The sequence below is a fragment of the Burkholderia stagnalis genome, assembly GCF_902830275.1.
Taxonomy (GTDB): Bacteria; Pseudomonadota; Gammaproteobacteria; order Burkholderiales; family Burkholderiaceae; genus Burkholderia; species Burkholderia stagnalis.
Genome location: NZ_CADESW010000002.1, coordinates 35,183 through 53,487 on the forward strand (window position 1 = coordinate 35,183; position 18,305 = coordinate 53,487).

Annotated in this window: 17 protein-coding genes; 8 read left to right on the forward strand and 9 right to left on the reverse strand. The window is 66.4% G+C overall.

The annotated features are described in order from the left end of the window. Nucleotides 1–106: 106 nt before the first annotated feature. The 3 genes from pnp to HWY45_RS03955 form a co-directional block, all read right to left on the reverse strand. A complete protein-coding gene (pnp, locus tag HWY45_RS03945) occupies nt 107–2,254 on the reverse strand; it encodes a polyribonucleotide nucleotidyltransferase (protein WP_059566260.1) in 2,148 nt (715 codons plus the stop codon). A gap of 291 nt (nt 2,255–2,545) precedes the next feature. After that, a complete protein-coding gene (gene rpsO / locus HWY45_RS03950; protein WP_006398792.1) occupies nt 2,546–2,815 on the reverse strand; it encodes a 30S ribosomal protein S15 in 270 nt (89 codons plus the stop codon). 106 nt (nt 2,816–2,921) lie between these two features. Beyond that, nucleotides 2,922–4,181 (reverse strand): branched-chain amino acid ABC transporter substrate-binding protein, encoded by a 1,260-nt coding sequence (locus HWY45_RS03955; protein WP_059883903.1) that lies wholly within the window; start codon nt 4,179–4,181, stop codon nt 2,922–2,924. 171 nt (nt 4,182–4,352) lie between these two features. Between HWY45_RS03955 and HWY45_RS03960 the strand changes: the two genes are divergently transcribed. The 3 genes from HWY45_RS03960 (at nt 4,353) to HWY45_RS03970 (ending at nt 7,480) form a co-directional block, all read left to right on the forward strand. Continuing rightward, nucleotides 4,353–4,853 carry a hypothetical protein gene (locus HWY45_RS03960; RefSeq protein ID WP_059566262.1) on the forward strand — a complete coding sequence of 167 codons (501 nt, stop codon included), beginning with the start codon at nt 4,353–4,355 and terminating at the stop codon, nt 4,851–4,853. A gap of 381 nt (nt 4,854–5,234) precedes the next feature. Next, nucleotides 5,235–5,885, forward strand: a complete 651-nt coding sequence (locus HWY45_RS03965; protein ID WP_059883904.1) for a carbonic anhydrase — start codon at nt 5,235–5,237, stop codon at nt 5,883–5,885. 44 nt (nt 5,886–5,929) lie between these two features. Then, on the forward strand, nt 5,930–7,480 hold the full coding sequence (locus tag HWY45_RS03970) for a SulP family inorganic anion transporter (RefSeq protein ID WP_059883905.1): 1,551 nt from the start codon (nt 5,930–5,932) through the stop codon (nt 7,478–7,480). Between the two features lie 66 nt (nt 7,481–7,546). Here HWY45_RS03970 and HWY45_RS03975 read toward each other — a convergent pair whose 3' ends face one another. The 6 genes from HWY45_RS03975 to HWY45_RS04000 form a co-directional block, all read right to left on the reverse strand. Further along, the gene (locus HWY45_RS03975) at nt 7,547–9,091 is read right to left on the reverse strand and encodes a 2-isopropylmalate synthase (protein ID WP_059566265.1); all 1,545 of its coding nucleotides are present in this window, start codon (nt 9,089–9,091) and stop codon (nt 7,547–7,549) included. A gap of 309 nt (nt 9,092–9,400) precedes the next feature. Beyond that, the gene (gene pssA, locus HWY45_RS03980; protein ID WP_059801993.1) at nt 9,401–10,267 is read right to left on the reverse strand and encodes a CDP-diacylglycerol--serine O-phosphatidyltransferase; all 867 of its coding nucleotides are present in this window, start codon (nt 10,265–10,267) and stop codon (nt 9,401–9,403) included. Nucleotides 10,268–10,282: 15 nt separating this feature from the next. Then, nucleotides 10,283–10,927, reverse strand: coding sequence for a phosphatidylserine decarboxylase (locus HWY45_RS03985; RefSeq protein ID WP_059566267.1), 645 nt, complete (start codon nt 10,925–10,927; stop codon nt 10,283–10,285). A 127-nt stretch (nt 10,928–11,054) separates the two neighbouring features. Further along, nucleotides 11,055–12,071 carry a ketol-acid reductoisomerase gene (gene ilvC, locus HWY45_RS03990; protein ID WP_059566268.1) on the reverse strand — a complete coding sequence of 339 codons (1,017 nt, stop codon included), beginning with the start codon at nt 12,069–12,071 and terminating at the stop codon, nt 11,055–11,057. Nucleotides 12,072–12,166: 95 nt separating this feature from the next. Then, nucleotides 12,167–12,658, reverse strand: coding sequence for an acetolactate synthase small subunit (ilvN, locus tag HWY45_RS03995; protein WP_011352712.1), 492 nt, complete (start codon nt 12,656–12,658; stop codon nt 12,167–12,169). Nucleotides 12,659–12,769: 111 nt separating this feature from the next. Then, on the reverse strand, nt 12,770–14,533 hold the full coding sequence (locus tag HWY45_RS04000; protein ID WP_026044560.1) for an acetolactate synthase 3 catalytic subunit: 1,764 nt from the start codon (nt 14,531–14,533) through the stop codon (nt 12,770–12,772). Nucleotides 14,534–14,883: 350 nt separating this feature from the next. On the opposite strand from HWY45_RS04000, the gene HWY45_RS04005 reads away from it, so the two are divergent. The 5 genes from HWY45_RS04005 to HWY45_RS04025 all read left to right on the forward strand — a co-directional run bounded on the left by HWY45_RS04005 (nt 14,884) and on the right by HWY45_RS04025 (nt 18,284). After that, nucleotides 14,884–15,447 carry an RNA polymerase sigma factor gene (locus HWY45_RS04005; protein ID WP_017331637.1) on the forward strand — a complete coding sequence of 188 codons (564 nt, stop codon included), beginning with the start codon at nt 14,884–14,886 and terminating at the stop codon, nt 15,445–15,447. After that, nucleotides 15,444–15,872 carry a DUF3619 family protein gene (locus HWY45_RS04010; RefSeq protein ID WP_059566269.1) on the forward strand — a complete coding sequence of 143 codons (429 nt, stop codon included), beginning with the start codon at nt 15,444–15,446 and terminating at the stop codon, nt 15,870–15,872. The genes HWY45_RS04005 and HWY45_RS04010 overlap by 4 nt, the downstream gene beginning before the upstream one ends. Nucleotides 15,873–15,894: 22 nt before the next feature. Then, nucleotides 15,895–16,653 carry a DUF3106 domain-containing protein gene (locus HWY45_RS04015; RefSeq protein ID WP_059883906.1) on the forward strand — a complete coding sequence of 253 codons (759 nt, stop codon included), beginning with the start codon at nt 15,895–15,897 and terminating at the stop codon, nt 16,651–16,653. Nucleotides 16,654–16,659: 6 nt separating this feature from the next. Next, nucleotides 16,660–17,160, forward strand: a complete 501-nt coding sequence (locus HWY45_RS04020; RefSeq protein ID WP_059883907.1) for an RDD family protein — start codon at nt 16,660–16,662, stop codon at nt 17,158–17,160. Between the two features lie 188 nt (nt 17,161–17,348). Next, entirely contained in the window at nt 17,349–18,284 is a 936-nt protein-coding gene (locus HWY45_RS04025; RefSeq protein ID WP_059801985.1) for a UDP-2,3-diacylglucosamine diphosphatase, read from the forward strand. Nucleotides 18,285–18,305 lie beyond the last annotated feature (21 nt).

Below are 18,305 nucleotides of genomic sequence, written 5' to 3' on the forward strand. Positions count from 1 at the left end.
CATGGGGCGCAGCGCGGGCAGCGCGCGCCCGCTGGTGCGCAACGATCCTACAGAAAAAACGGCCGGCGTGCTGTTCGCAACGCCGGCCGTTCGTACGCCCGTCCGCTTATTGCTGCGGCGGCGTATCCGTGTGCGACGCTGCCGCCGCTTCATTCAGGAGCGCCTTGGCCGACAGGCGCACGCGACCCTTCTCGTCCGTCTGGATCACCTTGACCTTGACCTGCTGGCCTTCCTTCAGGTAGTCGTTGATGTCCTTCACACGCTCGTTGACGATTTCCGAGATGTGCAGCAGGCCGTCCTTGCCCGGCAGCAGGTTCACGATCGCGCCGAAATCGAGCAGCTTCAGCACCGTGCCTTCGTACACCTGGCCGACTTCGATCTCGGCCGTGATGTTCTCGATGCGCTTCTTCGCCTCGGCCATGCCTTCGCTGTTCGTGCTCGCGATCGTCACGACGCCGTCATCCGAGATGTCGATGGTCGTGCCGGTTTCTTCCGTCAGCGCGCGGATCACCGAACCGCCCTTGCCGATCACGTCGCGGATCTTTTCCGGGTTGATCTTGATCGTGATCATGCGCGGCGCGAATTCGGACAGCTGCGTGTTCGCACCCGCGACCGCCGACGTCATCTTGCCGAGGATGTGCATGCGGCCTTCCTTCGCCTGCGCGAGCGCGACCTGCATGATTTCCTTCGTGATGCCCTGGATCTTGATGTCCATCTGCAGCGCGGTCACGCCCTGCTCGGTGCCCGCGACCTTGAAGTCCATGTCGCCGAGGTGATCTTCGTCGCCGAGGATGTCGGTCAGCACCGCGAACTTGTTGCCTTCGAGGATCAGGCCCATCGCGATGCCCGCGACGTGCGCCTTCATCGGCACGCCGGCGTCCATCAGCGCGAGGCAGCCGCCGCACACCGATGCCATCGACGACGAACCGTTCGACTCGGTGATTTCCGACACGACGCGGATCGAGTAGCCGAATTCGTCGGCGCTCGGCAGGCACTTGACCAGCGCGCGCTTCGCAAGGCGGCCGTGACCGATTTCGCGGCGCTTCGGCGAGCCGACGCGGCCCGTTTCGCCGGTCGCGAACGGGGGCATGTTGTAGTGGAGCATGAAGCGCTCGCGGTATTCGCCTTCGAGCGCGTCGATGATCTGCTCGTCACCCTTGGTGCCGAGCGTCGCGACGACGAGCGCCTGCGTCTCGCCGCGCGTGAACAGCGCCGAGCCGTGGGTGCGCGGCAGCACGCCGGTGCGGATCTCGATCGGGCGCACGGTGCGCGTGTCGCGGCCGTCGATGCGCGGCTCGCCGTTCAGGATCTGCGAACGGACGATCTTCGCCTCGATGTCGAACAGGACGTTGCCGACGGTGGCCTTGTCGGCTGCGACCGTGCCGGCCGCCTGCGCGTCTTCCTCGAGCTTCGCCGAGGTCGCCGCGTAGACTTCCTTCAGCTTCGTCGAGCGAGCCTGCTTGTCGCGGAGCTGGTAAGCGGCGAGCAGTTCGTTCTGCGCCAGCTCGGTCACGCGCGCGATCAGCGCCTCGTTCTTCGGCGCCGGCTGCCAGTCCCACTCGGGCTTGCCGCCTTCGCGCACCAGTTCGTGGATCGCGTCGATCGCGACCTGCATCTGCTCGTGGCCGAACACGACCGCGCCGAGCATCACTTCTTCCGACAGCTGGTCCGCTTCCGACTCGACCATCAGCACCGCGCGCTCCGTACCCGCGACGACGAGGTCGAGGCTCGATGCCTTGATCTGGTCACGCGTCGGGTTCAGCACGTAGGCGTTGTCGATGTAGGCCACGCGCGCGGCACCGACCGGGCCGTTGAACGGCAGGCCCGACACGGCGAGCGCAGCCGACGCGCCGATCAGCGCCGGGATGTCCGCCGGGACTTCCGGGTTCACGGACAGCACGTGGATCACGACCTGCACTTCGTTGTAGAAGCCTTCCGGGAACAGCGGGCGCAGCGGACGGTCGATCAGGCGCGAGGTCAGCGTCTCGTGCTCCGACGGACGGCCTTCGCGGCGGAAGAAGCCGCCCGGGATCTTGCCGGCCGAGTAGGTCTTCTCGATGTAGTCGACGGTCAGCGGGAAGAAGTCCTGGCCCGGCTTCGCCGACTTCGCGCCGACGACGGTCGCGAGCACGACGGTGTCCTCGACGTCGACGATCACGGCGCCGCTGGCCTGGCGCGCGATTTCACCGGTTTCGAGGCGCACCTTGTGCTGGCCCCACTGGAATTCCTTCACGACCTTGTTGAACATGGACATGGTTGCTCCTTTCGATTCGTTCATAACATTCGCCGCGCCGGCAAACCGTTGCGGCGGCGTCCCGGCCGAATCACCCGGAGCAAGGTGTGTTTTTTATGCCATTCCAGCGTGGCGCTTGCACAGCACCGCGCTGGAATGACACAAATCCCGACTCCGGTATCGACCGTTCGGGCAGCCCGGCGCCAGATGGCCGGCCTGCCCGCGGTGCGCGTGACGCTACGCACCGCGCAAAAACAAAATGCCTGTATCAGCGCACTGACACAGGCATCTTGCTGACGGCAATCGCGCCGCTTACTTACGCAGACCCAGCTTCTCGATCAGCGCGCGGTAACGGTCGGCATCCTTGCCCTTGAGGTAGTCGAGCAGCTTGCGGCGGCGGCTCACCATGCGCAGCAGGCCGCGGCGGCTGTGGTGATCCTTCGCGTGGGTCTTGAAGTGACCCGTCAGTTCCACGATGCGTGCGGTCAGCAGTGCGACCTGCACTTCGGGCGAGCCCGTGTCATTGGTGCCACGTGCGAACTGAGCAACGACTTCCGACTTCTTGATATCTGCGACAGACATGTGATTTCCTTTCTAACTGAACAGGCGGACACGGAAGAATGGCCGTGCCGTGATTTACAACCGGGCCGCATTCTAGCACAACTCGGCGCCGATCCGAACCGCTTTGTCACGGACGCGTCATCGAGCACGTGGACGGCGCGTCCGCCTGTTGCGGCGCGACCGCCAGCACGGTGCGAAAGCCGTAGCCGGACCCTTCGTTGTCGAAGCGCACGCCCGGCGTGCCGGCCTTGTCCATCTCCATCACGTAAAGGGGCTGGATCAGCTGATGATCCTGCGCGCGCATCCGCGACGCGTGGAACCCGTTGTCGAACGACAGCCCCTCGAGCGCACGCGCAACCGCCACCGGGTCCGCCGTGCCGGCACGGTTCATCGCCGCCGCGAGCATCTCGATCATCAGGCTCATCCGCAACACCGGATAGTCATCCTGCGCGGCCGGGAAACGGGTCCGGAACGCGCGGTAGAACGCATCCGATTTTTCGCCGCCCGCGTTCGGATGCCAGTCAGCGACCGCCACGACCCGCCCGACGCCCGCGTCGCCCAGCGCCGCCGGCGCGCCGAGGCTGTTGCCGTAGAACGTGTAAAACTTCGCGTTCAACCCCTGCTCGCGCGCGGCCTTCACGAGCAGCGTCAGGTCGTTGCCCCAGTTGCCCGTGACCACCGCGTCCGCGCCGCTCGCGCGGATCTTGGCGACATACGGCGCGAAATCCTTGATGCGCCCGATCGGATGGAATTCGTCGCCGGCCACCGTGACATCCGGCCGGCGGACGGCCAGCGCCTGCCGCGCGAGCGCGCTGACATCGTGGCCGAAGCTGTAGTCCTGGTTCAGCAGGTAGACCTTGTGCAGCGCGCGATCGCGCGCCATCACGTCGGCGAGCGCGGCCATCCGCATCCCCGCGTGCGCGTCGAAGCGGAAGTGCCAGAAGCTGCAGCGCGCGCCCGTCAGCGCCGGGTCGTCGGCCGAGTAATTGAGGAACAGCATCCGGCTGTCCGGGTTGCGGGCGTTCTGCTTGTCGAGCGCCGCGACCAGCGCGGCCGCGACCGCCGAGCTGTTGCCCTGCGCGACGAAGCCGACGTGCCCGTCCGCCGCCGCGCGCAGCTGCACCAGCGCCTCTTCCGGGCTGCCCTTGCTGTCCAGCACGACGAGTTCGAGCGGATGTGCGCCGTCGCGCAGCTTCACGCCGCCGGCGGCGTTGACCCGTTCGACACCGAACCGCAAGTTGCGCTCGACCGCGGCGCCCGCGTTCGCGAACGGGCCCGACATACCCTCGATCAGTGCGATCCGCACCGGCTCGCCGCCCGCGAACGCCGACGAAGCCAGCATCCACCCTGCGCTCCATGCGAGCGCGCAACGCTTCCAGACCTGCATCGGCCCTGCCCCCGAATCTGCGTGAGAAATCTGCTGAGAAGCGCGGATCATAGGCCCGCCCGCGTCGCGCGGGCAAGCGCCCGCGATCCCGCACCGAATTTTTCAGGATGGCGCGCCGGGACGTGCGGACCGTGATAAAACACGCGTATCCCCCGTGATTTGGAGAAACACATGCGTATTCGTCTCCCGGTGCTGCTCGCCTGCACGGCGGCGCTGTTCGCCGGTTGCGCGCAGCCGTGGCAGCAATATCAGGCCGGCCAGGACCAGTCGGCGATCGTCGCGCGCATGGGGCCGCCGCGCGAAATCTACGACCTGCCCGGCGGCGGCAAGCGCCTGATGTGGCCGACCCAGCCGATGGGCGAGGTCACGGTGGCCGCCGATGTCGACGGTTCGGGCAAGATCGTCAACGTCCGCCAGGTGCTGCAGCCGAACGAGTTCTACCGCGCCGAAATCGGCAAGTGGACCAAGACCGACGTGCTCGTCAATTTCGGCCGCCCGGTCGAGACGTCCTACTTCCCGCTGATGAAGCGCGAGGCGTGGACCTATCGCTACCTCGAGGACAACGTCTGGTACATGATGTACAGCTTCTATTTCGACAGCCAGGGCATCCTGCGGCTCACGCAGAAAACGCCCGACCCGCTGCACGACCCCGACCGCCGCAATCTCTTCTGATCGCGCACTGCGATTCGCTCGCATTTTCGCAATGGCCATTCACCAATTGTTGCGTGAATGGCCATTATTCTTTACCGCCTCGATATTTAGCATCAAAATAACGCGGAAATCTTTTCCGGGTCATCCGCTTTCAATATAGAAAATCCGGAATCCCCCGCCACACCTGCCTCCGCATGAAATTGCATTAGTTGCGCACCAAAATGCTTCACGCTGGTGCAAATCGTGCACTATCTCGATTTAATTTGAAACAATTTGTTTCGATATGACTTTGACCTAGGGCATACCCCTAATATCACTCAAAATTGAACCTTTCAACTTAGAAAGCATCCTAACCCACCCGTTTCGATGACTTTCATTTGCCATTATCAAAAAGGAGTCCTCATGAATCGCCCCAAGAGCATGCTGGTCGCCAACATCGCCTGGGCCCGCGAAACGCGCGAACGCACGCCCGGCTTCTTCGACGCGCTCGCGCGCGGCCAGAATCCGCGCGTACTGTGGATCGGCTGCTCGGACAGCCGCGTGCCGGCCGAGACCATCACGCATTGCGCGCCCGGCGACCTGTTCGTCCACCGCAACATTGCGAACCTGTTCCAGCCTGACGACGACAACAGCGCCAGCGTGCTCGAGTACGCGGTGCGCGTGCTCGAGGTCGATCACGTGATCGTCTGCGGGCACTACGGCTGCGGCGGCGTACGCGCGTCGCTGCTGCCGCCGCCCGCCGACCTGCCGCACGTCGCGCGCCGCATCGCGCCGCTGTGCGCGCTCGCGCATCGTCATCGCGACACACTCGCCGGGCTCGACGACACGGCTGCCGCCGACCGCCTGGCCGAGCTGAACGTGCTCGAGCAAGTCCGCCAGTTGCGCGCATCGCCCATCGTGCGCGACCGCGAACGGCCGCCGCTCGTGCACGGCTGGATCTTTTCGCTCGCCGACGGCCGTCTCAAGGAGCTCGATTCCGGCTATGCGAAGCCGCCGGCCGACGCGCCCGCCAGGCCTGCCGAGGCCACCGCCCTTGCACCGGCGCTCGGCTGATCGCGCCGCGCCCCCGACACGCCCCAACGGAACCTCACCCCATCATGAACCTGAAAGAGCGCCTGTCCTCCCTGCCGCGCGACATCGTCGCCGGCGTCGTCGTCTTCCTCGTCGCGCTGCCGCTGTGTCTCGGCATCGCCAATGCGTCCGGCGTCGAGCCGTTCGCCGGGCTCGTCTCCGGCATCGTCGGCGGCCTCGTGGTCGCGCTCCTGAGCGGCTCGTCGCTGTCCGTCAGCGGCCCCGCCGCCGGCCTCGTCGTGATCGTCGTCGAAGGCATCGCGCAGCTCGGCAGCTTCTCGGCGTTTCTGCTCGCCGTACTGCTGTCCGGCGTCCTGCAGTTCGGCTTCGGGATGCTGCGTGCCGGCCGCTTCGCCGCCTACGTGCCGTCGCCCGTCATCAAGGGCATGCTCGCGGCGATCGGGCTGCTGCTGATCGTCAAGCAGGTGCCGTTCGCGCTCGGCATCGGCGGCAGCGCCGCGCAGCCGCTCTCCGCGCTGCCCGGCCTGAGCGCCGCGTGGATCGCGGCCGCGATCGCGCTCGCATCGCTCGCGCTGCTGGTCGCGTGGGAGTCGCCCGCGCTGCGCCGCTTTGCGCTGGTGCGCGCGGTGCCGGCGCCGCTCGCGGTCGTCGTGCTCGGCATCGGCGCGACGCTCGCGCTCGACCTGCTGGCGCCTGCGTTCGCACCGGGCGCCGCGCACCGGGTCGCGCTGCCCGAACTCGCGTCGTTTGCCGCCTTCGCCGCGTCGCTGAAGCACGCGGAACTCGGCCCCAATTTCGCGCAACTGCTGAATCCGGAGGTCTGGCAGGTCGCGATCACGCTCGCCATCGTCGCCAGCCTCGAAACGCTGCTGAGCCTCGAAGCAGTCGAGCAGATCGACCCGAAGCGCCGGCCGGCCCAGCCGGATCGCGAACTGAAGGCGCAGGGCGTCGGCAACCTCGTCGCGGGCGCAGTCGGCGGGCTGCCGATCACGTCGGTGATCGTGCGCAGCTCGGTCAACGTCAATGCGGGCGCGCAAAGCCGGATGTCGGCGATCGTGCATGGCGTGCTGCTGCTCGTCAGCGTGTTCGCGCTCACCGGCCTCATCAACCTGATCCCGCTCGCGAGCCTCGCGGCGATCCTGATCCACACCGGCTTCAAGCTCGCCAAGCCGGCGCTGTTCCGCTCGGTCGCAAAACAGGGCCCGGCCGCGTTCGCGCCGTTCATCGCGACGATCGCCGGCGTGCTCGCCGTCGACCTGCTGTTCGGCATCGCGCTCGGCATCGCGTGCAGCATCCTCACGGTCGCCGTCGCGAACCTGAGGAGCCCGGTCACGCTCGCGCAGCATGACGACCACTTCCTGCTGTCGTTTCGCAAGGACGTGTCGTTTCTCGGCAAGGTGCAGGTCAAGCATCACCTGCGGCACATTCCCGACCGCGCGGTGGTGATCATCGACGCGACGCGCGCCGACTACATCGACCACGACGTGCTCGAGCTGCTCGACGCGTTCATCGCCGATGCGCCGCGGCGCGGGATCGCGGTCGAATTCCGCCGGCCGTGCCCGCCGCCCCGCCCGGCCGCGCGGCGCTGGCAGTTCCGCGCGCCTGCCGCGGAATGAGCGCGGCATAAAAAACGCCCCGGCGGCCAGGAGCCGCACGGGGCGTTTCAGTGCTGCGCGACGCGCTTACGAGCGCTGCGGATTGAGCTTGTCGTCCTTCGCGTGCAGCTTGTTCAGCGCCGAAATGTACGCTTTGGCGGACGCCGCGACGATGTCCGGATCGGTGCCGACGCCGTTGACGATCCGGCCGCTCTTCGACAGGCGCACCGTCACCTCGCCCTGCGCCTGCGTGCCGGTCGTGATGGCGTTGACCGAATACAGCAGCAGTTCCGAGCCGCTGCCGACTTCGCTTTCGATCGCGTTGAACGTCGCATCGACCGGGCCGTTGCCGCGCGCTTCGCCGGTCGCTTCCTTGCCGTCGACCGAGAACACGACCTTTGCCTCCGGCTGCTCGCCGGTTTCCGAGTGCTGGGCCAGCGACAGGAACTTGTAGTGCTCCTGCTCATGCGCCTGCGCGGCTTCCTCGGAGACGATCGCGATGATGTCTTCGTCGAAGATCTCCGACTTGCGGTCGGCCAGATCCTTGAAGCGCATGAACGCGGCATTCAGGTCGGCTTCGCTGTCGAGCGCGATGCCGAGCTCCTGCAGGCGCTGCTTGAACGCGTTGCGGCCCGACAGCTTGCCGAGCACGATCTTGTTCGCGGTCCAGCCCACATCTTCCGCACGCATGATCTCGTACGTGTCGCGCGCCTTCAGCACGCCGTCCTGGTGGATGCCCGACGCGTGCGCGAACGCGTTCGCGCCGACCACGGCCTTGTTCGGCTGCACGACGAAGCCGGTGATCTGCGACACGAGCTTCGAGGTCGGCACGATCTGCGTCGTGTCGATGCCGACGTCGAGGCCGAAGTAGTCCTTGCGGGTCTTCACTGCCATCACGATTTCCTCGAGCGACGTGTTGCCCGCGCGCTCGCCGAGACCGTTGATCGTGCACTCGACCTGGCGCGCGCCGCCGATCTTCACGCCGGCGAGCGAGTTCGCGACCGCCATCCCGAGGTCGTTGTGGCAGTGCACCGAGAACACCGCCTTGTCGGAATTCGGAATGCGCTCGCGCAGCGTCTTCACGAGGTTGCCGTACAGTTCCGGCACGCCATAGCCGACCGTGTCGGCGATGTTGATCGTCGTCGCGCCTTCGGCGATCACGGCTTCCAGCACGCGGCACAGGAAATCCATGTCCGAACGGCTGCCGTCCTCCGGCGAGAATTCGACGTTGTCGGTGAACTTGCGCGCGAACCGCACCGCGAGACGCGCCTGCTCGAACACCTGGTCCGGCGTCATCCGCAGCTTCTTCTCCATGTGCAGCGGCGACGTCGCGATGAACGTGTGGATCCGGAAGCTGTTCGCGGGCTTCAGCGCGTCGGCCGCGCGCTGGATGTCCTTGTCGTTCGCGCGCGCCAGCGAGCAGATCGTGCTGTCCTTCACGAGCCCCGCGATCGTGTGGATCGCATCGAAGTCGCCGTTCGAACTGGCGGCGAAGCCGGCCTCGATCACGTCGACCTTCATCCGCTCGAGGTGCTTCGCGATCCGGATCTTCTCTTCCTTCGTCATCGACGCGCCGGGCGACTGCTCGCCGTCACGCAACGTCGTATCGAAAATGATCAGCTTGTCTGTCATGGGGTGCTCCAAGGCTCTTTGTACGGGGGGTCAAACGAAACGAGGTCGCGCCACCGTTGGCGACGCTCAACAACAGACGAGGCTTGACGGAGGGCGAGAACGGTCAGCGCGGCAGGCGCGCTAGCGCTAGCGCTAGCGCGCGTAGCGGCGCACCGGCTAGAAGGAGGGAGAGGCGGGAAAACGCAGTCATGCCGACGACTATAGCGGCATTCCGCAAGCCGCGCAATCGGCGTGCCCCCGGAGCCGCGGCGGAAAAGGGGCAAATAAAAACGGCGGCCCGCGGGCCGCCGTTTCGGATCGTGTCGCGCGTCAGTGCTCGCGCTGCGACGAGCGCGCCGGGTTCGGGCGCCCGCGCACCGCCATATAGGCCCAGAACGCGTATCCGGACAGCCCGTACAGCACGAACAGGCAGAACAGCATCAGCGGCGGGTCGGACGACACCAGCACGAACGCGACGACGACCAGCAGCGTCGCCGCGAACGGCACGCGGTGGCGCACGTCGAGCGCCTTGCCGCTGTAGAACGGCGCGTTCGACACCATCGTGACGCCTGCATAGATGGTCAGCACGAACGCGACCCACGGCAGCCAGCCGAGCTTCATCGGCACGCGGTTGTCGGTGGCGAGCCACACGAAACCGGCGATCAGCGCAGCCGCCGCCGGGCTCGGCAGCCCCTGGAAGAAGCGCTTGTCGACGACGCCGATGTTCGCGTTGAAGCGCGCGAGGCGCAGCGCGGCGCCCGAGCAATAGACGAACGCGGCGAGCCAGCCCCAGCGGCCGAGATCCTTCAGCACCCACTCGTACATCACGAGCGCCGGCGCGACGCCGAACGACACCATGTCCGACAGGCTGTCGAACTGCTCGCCGAACGCGCTTTGCGTGTGCGTCATGCGCGCGACCCGCCCGTCCATCCCGTCGAGCACCATCGCGGCGAAGATCGCGATCGCGGCGATCTCGAACCGCACGTTCATCGCCTGCACCACCGCGAAGAACCCGCAGAACAGCGCGGCCGTTGTGAACGCGTTCGGCAGCAGGTAGATGCCGCGCGTCCTCAGGAACTGCCGGCGCTTGACGCGGCGGCTCTCGACGATCGGCGCCGGATCCGGCGCGACCGATTTGTTGCGGCGGAACGGCCGCGCGGCGCCGTTGCGCGGCCTGCGCGGTTTGAATGCGGCCATCGTGCGCCCCGTCGCTTATTGTTCCAGTTCGGCGAGGATCGTCGACGACGCGTAGACCTTCTCGCCGATCGACACCTTCGCGCGGCTGCCGAGCGGCAGGTACACGTCGACGCGCGAACCGAAGCGGATGAAGCCGTAGCGCTGGCCGCGCGACAGCGGCTCGCCGGCGCGCACGTAGCACAGGATGCGGCGTGCGACGAGGCCCGCGATCTGCACCGCGGTGACCGTCTTGCCGCTCGCCGTCTGGATCACGACCGCGTTGCGCTCGTTCTCGGTCGACGCCTTGTCGATCGCCGCGTTCAGGAACGCGCCCGGGAAATACTCGACCTTGGTCACGGCGCCGTCTACCGGCGAACGCTGCGAGTGGACGTTGAAGACGTTCATGAACACGCTGATCTTCAGCGCTTCGCGGTTCGCGTAAGGATCCTGCGCGGTCTCGACCGCGACGATGCGGCCGTCGGCCGGGCACAGCACCGCGTTCGGCTGCGCCGGGATCGGGCGCTGCGGATCGCGGAAGAACTGGACGACGAAAACGACCAGCAGCCAGAACGGCCACGCGAAGCCGAAGCCCCCGACGGCATGGATCAACAGCGCGATGACGGCTGCAATCGCGATGAACGGCCAGCCTTCGCGCGCGATGATCGGATGAGGATAGTTCATGGATTCGTTCTGTGTTCGGTGAATTGCAAAGCCCGTAGGATAGCAAAAGCCGCCCGGGGCACTGCTGCCTTCGGGCGGCTTTTTGATGCCGACCCTCCACTCGAAGGGCCGGAACAGCACACGGTGCTTAGTTCTTCGTCTGGTCGACGAGCTTGTTCTTCGCGATCCACGGCATCATCGCGCGCAGCTTCGCGCCGACCTGCTCGATCTGGTGCTCGGCCGTCAGGCGGCGGCGCGACTGCAGCGTCGGGGCGCCGGCCTTGTTCTCGAGAATGAAGCTCTTTGCGTACTCGCCCGTCTGGATGTCGGTCAGGCACTGCTTCATCGCCTTCTTCGTCTCTTCCGTCACGACGCGCGGGCCCGTCACGTACTCGCCGTATTCGGCGTTGTTCGAGATCGAGTAGTTCATGTTCGCGATGCCGCCTTCGTAGATCAGGTCGACGATCAGCTTCAGCTCGTGCAGGCACTCGAAGTACGCCATTTCCGGCGCGTAGCCTGCCTCGACCAGCGTCTCGAAGCCGGCCTTGATCAGCTCGACGGTACCGCCGCACAGCACGGCCTGCTCGCCGAACAGGTCGGTTTCCGTCTCTTCACGGAAGTTGGTCTCGATGATGCCCGCACGGCCGCCGCCGTTCGCTGCCGCGTACGACAGCGCGATATCGCGCGCCGCGCCCGACTTGTTTTGCGCAACCGCGATCAGGTGCGGCACGCCGCCACCCTGCGAGTACGTGCCGCGCACCGTGTGGCCCGGCGCCTTCGGCGCGATCATGATCACGTCGAGGTCGGCGCGCGGGATCACCGCGCCGTAGTGGACGTTGAAGCCGTGCGCGAATGCCAGCGCCGCGCCCTGCTTGATGTTCTCGTGCACTTCCTTCGCGTACACGTCGGCGATCTGCTCGTCCGGCAGCAGCATCATCACGACGTCGGCGCCCTTCACGGCTTCCGCGACTTCCTTGACCGCGAGGCCGGCGTTCTCGGCCTTGCTCCACGACGCGCCGCCCTTGCGCAGGCCGACCGTCACGTTCACGCCGCTGTCCTTCAGGTTCAGCGCGTGGGCGTGGCCTTGCGAGCCGTAGCCGATGATCGTGACTTGCTTGCCCTTGATGAGGGAGAGGTCGGCGTCTTTGTCGTAGAAAACGTTCATGATGGGTTCCTTCGCTAATTCAAAAATTCAACAATTCGTTCGGATTGGGTACTGCGGGCCGGGACATGACGGCGCACCCGGCGTGCCTTTCGGCATCACACCTTCAGGATGCGCTCGCCGCGTCCGATGCCGGAGCTGCCGGTGCGCACGGTCTCGAGGATCGCGCCCGCGTCCAGCCCCTGGATGAATGCGTCGAGCTTGTCGCTCGCGCCCGTCAATTCGATCGTGTAGGTCTTTTCGGTCACGTCGATGATGCGGCCGCGGAAAATGTCCGCCATCCGCTTCATCTCTTCGCGCTCCTTGCCCACTGCACGGACCTTGATCAGCATCAGCTCGCGTTCGATGTGTGCACCGTCGGTCAGGTCCACCACTTTCACCACCTCGATCAGGCGGTTCAGATGCTTCGTGATCTGTTCGATCACGTCGTCGGAGCCAATGGAAACGATGGTGAGCCGCGACAGCGATTGGTCTTCGGTCGGCGCCACCGTCAAGGTTTCGATGTTGTAGCCGCGTGCGGAAAACAGACCGACCACGCGCGACAGCGCGCCCGGTTCGTTTTCCAGCAGGACGGAAATGATGTGTCTCATGTTCGCTTCTTCCAGAATGTGTCCGTGTCGATTCACTCGCGCCGCGCGCCGCCGCGTGCCGCGCCGCCCTTCGTGAAGGCGGCCGCCTGCGGCCGGGCGCGCGTCGCGCCGTTACAGATCTTCCGATCCGAGCAGCATCTCGGTGATGCCCTTGCCGGCCTGGACCATCGGCCAGACGTTTTCGGTCGGATCGGTCTGGAAGTCGAGAAACACGGTGCGGTCCTTCAGGCGCAACGCTTCCTTCAGCGCCGGCTCCACATCCGAGGTTTTTTCGATCCGCATGCCGACATGGCCGTACGCTTCGGCGAGCTTCACGAAATCGGGCAGCGCATCCATGTACGAATGCGAATAGCGCTTGCTGTATTCGATCTGCTGCCACTGGCGGACCATGCCGAGGTAGCGGTTGTTCAGCGAAATGATCTTGACGGGCGTGTCGTACTGCAGGCAGGTCGACAGCTCCTGGATACACATCTGGATCGAGCCTTCGCCCGTGATGCACAGCACGTCGTCGTCGGGGTGCGCCATCTTGACGCCCATCGCCGCCGGCAGGCCGAAGCCCATCGTGCCGAGGCCGCCCGAGTTGATCCAGCGGCGCGGCTTGTTGAAGCGGTAGAACTGCGCGGCCCACATCTGGTGCTGGCCGACGTCGGAACACACGAACGCATTGCCGTCCGTCAGCTCCCACGCCTTCTCGACCACGTACTGCGGCTTGATGATCTCGCTTTCGCGGTCGTATTTCAGGCAATCCTTCGCGCGCCAGCTTTCGATGTCCTTCCACCATTGCGCGAGCGCCTCGGTGTCCGGGCCGTGCTCGGCTGTCTGCAGCTGCTCGATCAGCTCCTTCAGCACTTCCTTCACGTCGCCGACGATCGGGATGTCGACCTTCACGCGCTTCGAGATCGACGACGGGTCGATGTCGATGTGGATGATCTTGCGCGGCCGCGACGCGAAGTGCGCCGGATCGCCGATCACGCGGTCGTCGAAGCGGGCACCGATCGCGATCAGCACGTCGCAGTGCTGCATCGCCATGTTCGCTTCGTAGGTGCCGTGCATGCCGAGCATGCCGAGGAATTTCTTGTCCGACGCGCGATAGCCGCCGAGGCCCATCAGCGTGTTGGTGACCGGGTAGCCGAGCAGGTCCGCGAACTGGTTCAGCTCGCGCGACGCGTCGGCGAGGATGATGCCGCCGCCGGTGTAGATGTACGGGCGCTTCGCGGTCAGCAGCAGCGACACCGCCTTGCGGATCTGGCCCGAATGGCCTTTCGTGACCGGGTTGTACGAACGCAGCGACACGCTCTTGACGGGCTCGTACTGGCACGGCGTCTTCGAGATGTCCTTCGGGATGTCGATCAGCACCGGGCCCGGGCGGCCGGTGCGGGCGATGTAGAACGCCTTCTTGACGGTTTCCGCGAGCTCGCGCACATCCTTCACGAGGAAGTTGTGCTTCACGCACGGACGCGTGATGCCGACCGTATCGCATTCCTGGAACGCGTCCTGGCCGATCGCGGCAGTCGGCACCTGGCCGCTGATCACGACCATCGGGATCGAATCCATGTAGGCCGTCGCGATGCCGGTCACCGCGTTGGTGACGCCGGGGCCGGACGTCACGAGACAGACGCCGACGTTGCCGGTGGAGCGCGCATACGCGTCGGCTGCGTGCACGGCCGCCTGTTCATGGCGCACCAGCACGTGCTGGATCTTGTCCTGCTTGTAAAGCTCGTCGTAGATATAGAGTACCGAGCCGCCGGGGTAGCCCCAGATGAATTCGACTTTCTCGTCGGCCAGTGCCTTCATGAGCACGGTGGCGCCAATCGAGTCGCTATCGGGAGGGGAAAGGGGTTCCGACGTGGAGAATTCCGCGCTGGGCATGTTCATTTTGACCTTTCGAATTTTCGGCAAAAAATTGATCGGGTGCTCTCTGCCGGGCTTGTGGCTCGGGTTCAAGCGGCGCGTCCAGTTGAAGGGCGGGCTTCTTGGGCCAGCCTCAATTGAGACCATCACTTATGTTGCGAACGGACGACGATAGCCGGTCGGGCGAGCGCCGTCAAGCAAAATGTCCCGCAGTGCATCATCGCCGCCCGCGGGCGGCCCCGCGCCGCGGTTCGCGCGCAACGCGCCAGCCCCAACCCGGTGCCAAGCTGCGCGAAAATTTGTTAGCATCCGCGGGTTTTACGACATTTTTCGACCCTCTTCACGCCGCAGTCCGCAGCGCATACCTTCACGGAATGGCATCAGACAAGGAACTCGCCGACTTTCTGGCGGGCGTCGAAAGGCGCGCGTTCAAGCAGGCTGCGTACGCAGTGCGGGACGATGACGCGTCGCTCGACATCGTGCAGGACGCGATGATCAAGCTGGCGGAGAAATACGGCGACCGCCCGGCCGCGGAACTGCCGCTGCTGTTCCAGCGGATCCTGCAGAACGCGATCCACGACTGGTTCCGCCGGCAGAAGGTCCGCAACACCTGGGTCACGCTGTTTTCGTCGCTGAACAATACGGACGACGAAGACTTCGACCCCCTCGAGACGCTCGAATCGGCCGACCAATCGCCGGGCGTCGAGAGCAGCGAGCACCGCCTCGAGCGGGAACAGGTTCTGGCCCTGATCGACGAAGAAATCCAGAAACTTCCGGCGCGTCAACGGGAAGCGTTCCTGATGCGTTATTGGGAAGATATGGATGTCGCCGAGACTGCCGCCGCAATGGGGTGCTCCGAAGGCAGCGTCAAGACGCACTGCTCGCGAGCCACCCACACCCTGGCGCAAGCGCTCAAGGCCAAAGGAATCACGCTATGAGCTCCGCTCCCTCAAATCGAGAACACGAATTCGCGCTGAAGGTGCGCCGCGCGCTGGACGAGCGCGCTGCCGCGCTGCCGGCCGCGACCACCGACCGGCTGGCGGCCGCCCGCCAGGCCGCGCTCGCGCGCAAGAAGCCCGAGCCGGTGGCGGCGCCGGTGCTCGTGCCCGCATTTGCCGGCGCGGCCGGCGGCTATGCCCCGCCGCGCATGTCCCCGCACCCGCCGGCCTCGTTCGCGCGCCGCCTGCTGCGCGCATGGCCGCTCGCGCTGCTGCTCGCCGGCCTGGTCGGCATCGCGTACTGGGAAGACATGCAGCGCACCGCCGAGCTCGCCGACATCGACGCGGCGATGCTCAGCGACGACCTGCCGCTCAACGCGTATCTCGATCACGGGTTCAACGCGTATCTTTCGCACGCCCATTAAACAACACGAGGGGATCGCACGGGTGAGTCAGAAACGCGGCCTGGCCGTATTCTTCGGATGCGTGATCGCGATCGCCGTCGCCTATGTCGCCACCTATTCGCGCTTTCACCCGCAGCCTGAAGCCGTCGCCGTCGCGACCAGCGCACCCGCGCTCGCGTCGGCCGCGATCGCGCTGACCGCCGATCTCGCGCCCCTGCCGGCTACCGCCGGCCCGCTCGCATGGGCGCGCCTGACGCCCGCGCAGCACGTCGCGCTCGCGCCGTTCGCCGGCCAGTGGGATTCGTTCAGCGACGCCCGCAAGCGCAAATGGCTGAAGATCGCCGCCCGTTACCCGAAGATGACGCCCGACGTGCAGAAGCGCCTGCAGGAGCGCATGACCGAATGGGTCGGGATGACGCCCGAGCAGCGCCGCGTCGCGCGCGAGAACTACCAGACCGCGAAGGACCTGTCCGCGCAGGCCCGCGAGCGCGCGTGGAAGGCCTACCAGCAGTTGCCCGAGGAACAGAAGGAACGCCTCGCGGCCGCCGAGCGCCGCCGCCGGCCGACCGTCGTCAGCGCGCCGCCGACCGGCAAGGCCGATCGCGACGTGCGCCGCCTCGTCAACGCGCACGACCATTCGGCCAGCGCGCCCGGCACCGCGCTCGTGCAGCAGCAGCCCGCGTCGAGCGGCGCCGCCGCGCCGCCGGCCGTCGCGTCGGCCACCGCGGGCGCAGCCCCGGCACCGGCCGCACCGACGCCCGTGTCGCCCGCCGACGCGCCGTCGCTGTTCAAGGGCTCCTGAGCGGCCGTGCCGCACGCGAGCGCGCCCCTGCCCACCCCGCCGTCCGTCCGGCGGCGTCTCGCCGCGCTGCTCTACGAAGGCGTGCTGCTGTTCGGCGTCGTGTTCTTCGCCGGCCTCGCATTCAGCCTCGCGCTGCAGCAGCGCAACGGCCTTGCCCATCACAACCTGCTCGCCGCGTGGATCGCGCTCGTGGTCGGCGCGTATTTCGTCTGGTTCTGGACCCACGGCGGCCAGACGCTGCCGATGAAGACGTGGCGCCTGCGGATCGAGTCGGCCAGCGGCCGGCCGCTGCGCGCGGGCCATGCGCTCGTCCGCTATGCGCTCGGCTGGCTGTGGTTCCTGCCGCCGCTCGCGCTGCATCCGCTCGCCGGCCTGTCCGTGCCCGTCACGCTGGCGCTCACCGGCGCGTGGATCGCCGCCTGGGCCGCCGCGGCGCGGCTGCATCCGGCCCGCCAGTTCCCGCACGACCGCCTCGCGCGCACCCGCGTCGTCGCGCTGCCGCGCTGAGGGCCGAGCGCCGCGCAGATGCCGCGTCCGGGCCACCCTGAGCCGCCCTGAGCCGGTCGCCCGATCGCGCCGGAAAATTCATCCGTGAACGCACCCGGCACGCCGTAATAAGAACATCTTGTGACTGTCACTGCACAGTCACGCCCGCATGGCGGAATGCCGGTAATGTCAACCGGCGCGAGTCATGCATGGGCCAGAAAACGTCCGCGACCTCCCTGTTCCGTCACCCGCTCGGCGCACGCGCCGCCACCGCTTTCCTGTCCGGTTCGGCCACGGCCGACGCCCTTGCCGCGCAAGAGCCGCCCGGCGCGTCCGCCAGGCAGCGCGACGACCACGAACCGTCCGCCCATCGCTACCGCACCATCTGGCTGTCCGACATCCATCTCGGCTCGAGCGGCTGCCAGGCCAGCTACCTGCTCGACTTCCTGCGCCACCACGAATCGGAATACCTGTACCTCGTCGGCGACATCATCGACGGCTGGCAGCTGAAGAAAGGCTGGTACTGGCCGCAGGCGCACAACGACGTCGTGCAGAAGATCCTGCGCAAGGCACGCAAGGGCACGCAGGTCGTCTACATCCCCGGCAACCACGACGAAGGCGCGCGACAGTTCTGCGACCTCGCGTTCGGCGACATCCAGGTGCGCGGCGAGGCGTTCCATACGACGCTCGCAGGCAAACGTTTGTGGATCGTGCACGGCGATCTGTTCGACGGCGTGATCCAGCACGCGAAATGGCTCGCGTATCTCGGCGACACGCTCTACACGCTGATCCTCGTGCTGAACCGCTGGTTCAACCGGATCCGCAGCCGCCTCGGCTTCCAGTACTGGTCGCTGTCGCAATACCTGAAGCACCAGGTGAAGAACGCGGTCAACTTCATCTCGCAGTTCGAGACCGTGATGACCGACGAGGCGCGCCGCCGCGGCTGCGACGGCGTCGTGTGCGGCCACATCCACAAGGCGGAGATTCGCGACATCGACGGCGTGCTGTACTGCAACGACGGCGACTGGGTCGAAAGCCTGTCCGCACTCGTCGAAACGATGGAAGGCGAACTGAAAGTCGTCTACTGGACGGTGATGCGCACGCCGCCCGAAACCGCCTCGCGCAAGACCAAGGCCACCGCCTGACCCCCGCCACTGCTTGGCACT

Excerpts from the sequence above, each read along its gene's own strand:
- ilvC (WP_059566268.1), bottom strand. The coding sequence starts at position 12,071 with ATGAACGTTTTCTACGACAAAGACGCCGACCTCTCCCTCATCAAGGGC.
- HWY45_RS03985 (WP_059566267.1), bottom strand. The coding sequence starts at position 10,927 with ATGAACTATCCTCATCCGATCATCGCGCGCGAAGGCTGGCCGTTCATC.
- HWY45_RS03975 (WP_059566265.1), bottom strand. The coding sequence starts at position 9,091 with ATGACAGACAAGCTGATCATTTTCGATACGACGTTGCGTGACGGCGAG.
- ilvN (WP_011352712.1), bottom strand. The coding sequence starts at position 12,658 with ATGAGACACATCATTTCCGTCCTGCTGGAAAACGAACCGGGCGCGCTG.
- HWY45_RS04000 (WP_026044560.1), bottom strand. The coding sequence starts at position 14,533 with ATGAACATGCCCAGCGCGGAATTCTCCACGTCGGAACCCCTTTCCCCT.
- HWY45_RS03970 (WP_059883905.1), top strand. The coding sequence starts at position 5,930 with ATGAACCTGAAAGAGCGCCTGTCCTCCCTGCCGCGCGACATCGTCGCC.
- HWY45_RS03960 (WP_059566262.1), top strand. The coding sequence starts at position 4,353 with ATGCGTATTCGTCTCCCGGTGCTGCTCGCCTGCACGGCGGCGCTGTTC.
- pssA (WP_059801993.1), bottom strand. The coding sequence starts at position 10,267 with ATGGCCGCATTCAAACCGCGCAGGCCGCGCAACGGCGCCGCGCGGCCG.
- rpsO (WP_006398792.1), bottom strand. The coding sequence starts at position 2,815 with ATGTCTGTCGCAGATATCAAGAAGTCGGAAGTCGTTGCTCAGTTCGCA.
- HWY45_RS04010 (WP_059566269.1), top strand. The coding sequence starts at position 15,444 with ATGAGCTCCGCTCCCTCAAATCGAGAACACGAATTCGCGCTGAAGGTG.
- pnp (WP_059566260.1), bottom strand. The coding sequence starts at position 2,254 with ATGTCCATGTTCAACAAGGTCGTGAAGGAATTCCAGTGGGGCCAGCAC.
- HWY45_RS03955 (WP_059883903.1), bottom strand. The coding sequence starts at position 4,181 with ATGCAGGTCTGGAAGCGTTGCGCGCTCGCATGGAGCGCAGGGTGGATG.
- HWY45_RS04005 (WP_017331637.1), top strand. The coding sequence starts at position 14,884 with ATGGCATCAGACAAGGAACTCGCCGACTTTCTGGCGGGCGTCGAAAGG.
- HWY45_RS03965 (WP_059883904.1), top strand. The coding sequence starts at position 5,235 with ATGAATCGCCCCAAGAGCATGCTGGTCGCCAACATCGCCTGGGCCCGC.
- HWY45_RS04025 (WP_059801985.1), top strand. The coding sequence starts at position 17,349 with ATGGGCCAGAAAACGTCCGCGACCTCCCTGTTCCGTCACCCGCTCGGC.